Raw genomic sequence first — 5,789 nt, forward strand, 5'->3', positions numbered from 1 at the left:
TGCTCCAGAAACTGATGAGCTTCGTCTACCATTAAATCCGGAAAGAACTGACCGGGATAATGAACTTCCTGACCATTACGCCACAGATCATGAACATTGGGGCCGTTCCAGTAAAAGAAGTGACTGTAGTTATCGATGCAGCCCACCATATGGCCGAAGCTGTAGTCGAAGCCCTGCCCGGTGGGTTGCTTCTCAGCATCATGTCCTAAATGCCACTTGCCAATGTGTCCGGTTTTATAGCCCCCATCTTTTAGCATTTCGGCAATCGTTACCTCTTCGGTTGGCAAGCCCGCTCCGGCTCGGCGGTAAGGAATAGGAACGTTACCCGGTAAACCTGCCCGTAGCGGAGTGCGTCCAGTGAGCAAACCAGCCCGCGAGGGAGAACATACCGGAGCCGCAGCGTAAAACTGCGTGAACCGAATTCCCGATGCGGCCAGCGTATCCATATGGGGTGTTACCAAATCCTCCGATCCGTAGCAGTTCATGTCCAGCGAGCCCTGGTCATCAGTGAAAATCAGCAGTACATTGGGGCGGGGCTGGTTTTGGGCCTGAATATCAGACGTGAAAGCAAATAAGCTTACCAAAAAAATGAGTAGTAGTTGAGGCATAGATTTGTACTATTGTTGGTTTCTACAAGTAGAAAGGTTAGTGTTATTTAACACAAGTCCAGCCAAGTTCTTTTTCAAAACCTCGCCGATATTCAGTATCAATTTGTTTTGGTGCTTTTCTAATATATTCCTCAGCTACATTTCTTGTATTTACGTCAAGTGATTTCAAGTAGGTAATAGCTTCTTGTAATGTGGGAATCCTATAATTGATTCCCTCAAACTTAGGTGGGAGATTCGTCCAGATAGCAGCATCTAAATCCAGGTGGTTTAACCAGTTTTTAACTTCTATCTTAATTGGGTCGGCTGTTTCCTCATTTGAGGATACTGAGCCAATGAAATTATTTAATCTTTTCTCCGGTATTCCTTCTCGATTGAGCAATGAACGCTTGGCCTGCTCAATTTCAGTAGTTGACATTAGTGCCCATAATGTTCGGACAGGATTTACATTTTGAGTGATGACTAGGGTAAGTCTGCCATCCATAGATTGTCTGGTAAATTCAACTGGAAGCATTGGTCCATCCGAGTGCCATTCATTTTGAATAATCAGGTCTTTAGGTTGCCAAACCAACGAACCCCAGCCGATACAGGCAATTTTCATTTGATGCGGTTTTAAATTATTCAACGTCATAATGATCCGCCTAAGGCAGAAGTGTAATAAATCGGACGGTTCACTGCGGGATCGTCGATACAACAATCTCACGAAATAGGAGACCGCTTCGTCATACTTCCTCGCAGTGACGTTCATCTGTATTTACTAATCTCTTGAGTTAGCTATAATATGGCGTATCTTTTGTCGACAAGCATCCCAAATCCAACTATTCCATTCTTTATTCTCTAAATCACTCTTATACGAAATAAGAAGTTTTTTTAGTGCAACATGGAACAAATAAGCATTAATAATTTTTCCATCTAATATCTTTTTTTCTTTTTCCCTGGTGACAAGAAACTTTCCTTTGGTTTCACCCTGATGCAAGATTCCACATCTGATCGCCCTATAATATTCACTATTCTCAAATATATTTAATGGACTTTTTTTATCCTTTGCATACTCAAATACTTTATTAAATCTGTTAGGCGATTCGCCTCTAGGCGTTTCGTTCTCACCAGTAAGGAAAGCAGCAAAAGTTTCAATTAATAATGAGCAACTTGCTAAAATAAGGAAACCATTTTTGTATTCCTTCTTGAATATATCTATCCACTCTTCCTGCCCATTTTTAGTACAATCTATTTCTTGGTCGGTTCCAAAATCGAAAATCTTCAAAAAGCGGGTATATAATCGTTCGTAAACGTGTTCAGCTATCTCCACTTTATTGTTTTTATTTCTTATCAACTCTTCCATCTTATCCATTGAAACCTCCTCTAGCTTTTTGTCTTTATAATAGCGGGCAAATGATGTCATTCTCTTTGAAAAGTTTAGGATTAAGATTGCTATTCCTTAGCAAAATGAAGGTTAAGAGTGTTCAAACACTCTATAATAGAGAGAAGAAACTCATTTATTATCAAAAATGCTATATCTCATGAAGATTTGCTTGATTTAGCTATGCCCTCCAGCAGGTGTTTATTAGTTCAGGATAAATAATAGTCATCAGTTGCTTTCCAATATTTTCCCATTGATTTTTGCAGACCTTAGCATTACACCTCTCAACCGAAGCCTACATGAATATTTCTGAGTGGATCGCTGAAAACTGGCTCATTAGTCAAGCCGTACAACTAAAGATTATCTATTCTTTACTGGTAATTTTAGGGTTGTGGCTGTTCCGGTTCTTCGGGCTAAAGCTCATCTTTCGGGGCGTAAAAAACCCGAAAGACCGTTACTACTGGCGAAATGGTATAAAGAATCTCACTAATCTCCTGCTAGTTATTATTATTGGCTCCATTTGGGTAGACCGAGTAGGTTCCCTGGCTACTTTCTTCGGATTGGTAGGCGCAGGCTTGGCTATTGCCCTGCAAGAACCCATTGCGAACATAGCTGGCTGGGTATTTATTCTGCTACGTCGCCCTTTTGATATTGGCGACCGTATTCAAATTGGCGAATTCGCGGGCGATGTGATTGATATTCGCTTCTATCAGTTTACCATTAATGAGATTAGAAACTGGGTAGATGCTGACCAAAGTACCGGACGAATTATCCATATCCCCAACGGCAAGGTATTTAAAGAACCGCAGGCCAACTTTACGCAAGGATTTAACCATATTTGGAACGAGATCGAAGTTCGGGTGACCTTTGAAAGTAACTGGAAAAAGGCTAAAACTATTCTGGAAGAGGTGGTTCAAACCCACGTTGAGCAATTGTCGCGCACGGCGGCCAAACGATTGATGGAAGCCTCTAAACAGTATTTGATTTTCTATACCAATCTTACTCCTATTGTGTATACCCGGGTAATTGAAAGCGGCGTGTCGCTTACTATTCGTTACCTCTGCAATCCTCGTAAACGAAGGACTACCGAACATAAAATTTGGGAAGAGGTACTTACTATTTTTGCGGAACAGGAAGATATTGACTTCGCGTATCCTACCCAACGAATTTACTACAATGCTCAGGAAGGTAAAACCCAGACTCGTCGCAACACTGATGCTTTCAAACCGGGTGGAAGTACCCAGCCAGAATTATAGTAGTTGAACGCGCTAACGAGCCTTAAAAAGGGTAGCATAACAGCCTAAACTAAATTGCGGAGATAGCGTAGGTGAGGTTTAGTTATTATATTAGGGCAAATTATGGTAATGCGCCGCTTCTCAAATATCTTTTTCTCTTGGGCATATGGTCTCGTTTTGAGTGGCTTAGTGGTTGGCTTATTTACTTACTGCGACTCAGCTCATTCTGAGCAAGTTCGTCCCCCGTATCGGGCAGATCTTATCAAAGGAATCAATCTGGAGGGGCCTCGCGATCCGTTTGAACCACATGAGATAGGACCTATAGATTCTCTAGGATTTAATTGGGTATCGCTAGTTCCTTACGCCTTTAGTATTCCCGGAGAAACCTTTGTGCGGTGGCAGGCTGAAAAAAAATACTATTATTGGGGTGAAAGCCTGACCGGAATTGCTCACTGCGTAGAAATGGCGCATGACCGAGGAATGAAGGTGATGGTAAAGCCTCACTTATGGGTGAAAAACCAGGGCTGGCCCGGCGATTTTGATTTGGAAGACCCCCAGGCGTGGGCTGCCTGGGAAAAGGACTACCGCGATTACGTGCTGGCCTTCGCTGAGTTAGCCGATTCACTATCGGTAGAGCTATTCTGTGTTGGAACGGAGGTGCGACAATCGGTAAAACAACGTCCGGAGTTCTGGCGATCACTTATTCGCGATGTACGCGCTGTATACGGTGGCCCCTTAACCTACGCCGCCAACTGGGACAATTACCACAACGTTACGTTCTGGAACGAGCTGGATTATATTGGTATCGATGGATACTTTCCACTTTCGGACCAACCCAAACCTTCTAAAGAAGAACTGATGCGAGGATGGAAGCCAATTAAGAAAGAGTTGGCTTCGTTTAGTCAATCGTTAAACCGACCGTTAATTTTTACTGAATACGGCTACCGTAGTATGATTCATAGTGCAGGAGAGCATTGGAATATGGATGAAAGCGAACTAACTACCGATATGTGGGCGCAACGTACCGCTTACGATGCTCTCTACGAAACTTTTAATACGGAGCCTTGGTACGCAGGGGGTTTTTTATGGAAGTGGAGTGTGCCCCACCACCGTTCGGGCGGGGTGAACAACAGTCGTTTTACCCCTCAGAATAAACCAGCTCAGGAAATTATCTATCGCTGGAACAAAGGACAATAAGTGATGATTGATGGCTGATGATTAATGAAGAAAGGCGGAAACATGTACTGAACGAGCTCCGGGAACGGAAGATACAGCAATCAGCAATAGAACAATTAAGTAACTCAATAACTACCCAACGATGTACTACACCATTACACTATTTTCTTGGCTATTTCTGGTTGGATGTTCGTCGCCGGAAAACACTTCTTCCCAGACTGAGGTAAGTGAAAAAATCGAAACCCAAATGGTAGCATATACCGAAGTAGATATTACCTCTATTGAGCTAACTGATCTGGACGGAAACCCCATTAGTTGGGAGACCATGAAGGGTAAAAAGGTGTTCCTTAACTTTTGGGCTACCTGGTGCAAACCTTGCATTGTAGAGATGCCATCTATGAGCGAAGCAGCGGAACAGTTAGGGGAAGACTACGTTTTTCTGGCGGCTTCCTACGAAGATCTAGCTAAGATTCAGAAGTTTGCTGAGAAGCAAGATTTTACTTTTCAGTTTGTACACACCAAAACCCCCATCGAGAGTCTGAATATCTACTCGTTGCCCACTACTTTCCTAATTAACTCTTCGGGTGAATTGGTAGAAACAGTTATTGGTAGCCAAGAATGGAACCAAACTGAAGCAATGAATCAATTGAAAACTCTTTGACGATTCGGTTCTGCTTCACATTATACTTATTGGTAGTTGTCAACGCAACTCTTTAACCCGAAAAACAGATTTAAGCCTATCAGTTCAGCAGGTAGAAGTGCCCACGAGCCGAACAAGAAGAGAACCCAATCTGTTTGTTCATAAATGAATGCTTCCCGCAATAGCGGTTCTTCAATTATTGCCCAGACTGAAAATAAGGTATTTCGCGCCTATACTCAGCCGACGGATTCTATTACCAACATTCAAACCGCCTGGATACCGAACGATTACTTTATTGAATCTTTGGATTTGTAACAAAAAATATTTCGCAAAGTTTGAATAAACCCTTTAGACTGGCTTGTTTTTTATTGCACCGACGAAAGCTTCAATCTTCTCTAGTACTTCATATTCGGGAACATCTTTTTTTATCCACGTATGAATATCTCCTAAGTAATTCATACCTAAATAGGCGGCACTATTTCTAAATGGAACAAAAAAACCTTCCGTTTCAGTACTATCAGAACCACAGGAGATTGCTATCATATTTTTCCCCTTTAACTTTCTTCCTGTTTCCTTCTCTATTTTCAAACAATCAGTAATTCTGTCAAAAAAATTCTTTAAGATGCCACTCATTGAATACCAATAAACAGGGGTTATGAAAACAATCGTATCGTATTTTATTATCTCCTTAATTACAGATAGAAAATCGTCATTTAGGTTGTCGTGTTCATAGCTGTAACTATTAATATGTTTTTTCTTCAAATCGATAACCT

The 5,789-nt window shown here is 41.8% G+C and carries 8 protein-coding genes; 4 read left to right on the plus strand and 4 right to left on the minus strand.

Annotated features, from left to right (window positions below):
* From WBA23_RS21925 to WBA23_RS21935, 3 genes are all read right to left on the minus strand, one after another.
* The coding region (locus WBA23_RS21925) for a sulfatase-like hydrolase/transferase (protein WP_424584417.1) at positions 1–608 on the minus strand (608 nt) is incomplete at its 3' end.
* A gap of 43 nt (positions 609–651) precedes the next feature.
* Positions 652–1,206 (minus strand): hypothetical protein, encoded by a 555-nt coding sequence (locus WBA23_RS21930; protein ID WP_424584418.1) that lies wholly within the window; start codon positions 1,204–1,206, stop codon positions 652–654.
* A 156-nt stretch (positions 1,207–1,362) separates the two neighbouring features.
* Positions 1,363–2,007: a hypothetical protein gene (locus WBA23_RS21935; protein ID WP_424584419.1), complete on the minus strand. Its 645-nt coding sequence runs from the start codon at positions 2,005–2,007 to the stop codon at positions 1,363–1,365.
* 257 nt (positions 2,008–2,264) lie between these two features.
* Here WBA23_RS21935 and WBA23_RS21940 point away from each other — a divergent pair, with 257 nt between their 5' ends.
* From WBA23_RS21940 to WBA23_RS21955, 4 genes are all read left to right on the plus strand, one after another.
* Positions 2,265–3,221: a mechanosensitive ion channel family protein gene (locus WBA23_RS21940; RefSeq protein WP_424584420.1), complete on the plus strand. Its 957-nt coding sequence runs from the start codon at positions 2,265–2,267 to the stop codon at positions 3,219–3,221.
* 102 nt (positions 3,222–3,323) lie between these two features.
* Entirely contained in the window at positions 3,324–4,397 is a 1,074-nt protein-coding gene (locus WBA23_RS21945) for a glycoside hydrolase family 113 (RefSeq protein ID WP_424584421.1), read from the plus strand.
* A 121-nt stretch (positions 4,398–4,518) separates the two neighbouring features.
* A complete protein-coding gene (locus WBA23_RS21950) occupies positions 4,519–5,037 on the plus strand; it encodes a TlpA family protein disulfide reductase (RefSeq protein ID WP_424584422.1) in 519 nt (172 codons plus the stop codon).
* Positions 5,038–5,181: 144 nt separating this feature from the next.
* Complete coding sequence (locus WBA23_RS21955; RefSeq protein ID WP_424584423.1) at positions 5,182–5,331, plus strand: hypothetical protein; 150 nt, start codon at positions 5,182–5,184, stop codon at positions 5,329–5,331.
* 33 nt (positions 5,332–5,364) lie between these two features.
* On the opposite strand, the gene WBA23_RS21960 is transcribed toward WBA23_RS21955, so the two are convergent.
* A partial coding sequence (locus WBA23_RS21960; RefSeq protein ID WP_424584424.1) for a flavodoxin family protein occupies positions 5,365–5,789 on the minus strand: 425 nt, incomplete at its 5' end.

Source organism: Tunicatimonas sp., from assembly GCF_049647865.1.
Classification (GTDB): domain Bacteria; phylum Bacteroidota; class Bacteroidia; order Cytophagales; family Cyclobacteriaceae; genus Tunicatimonas.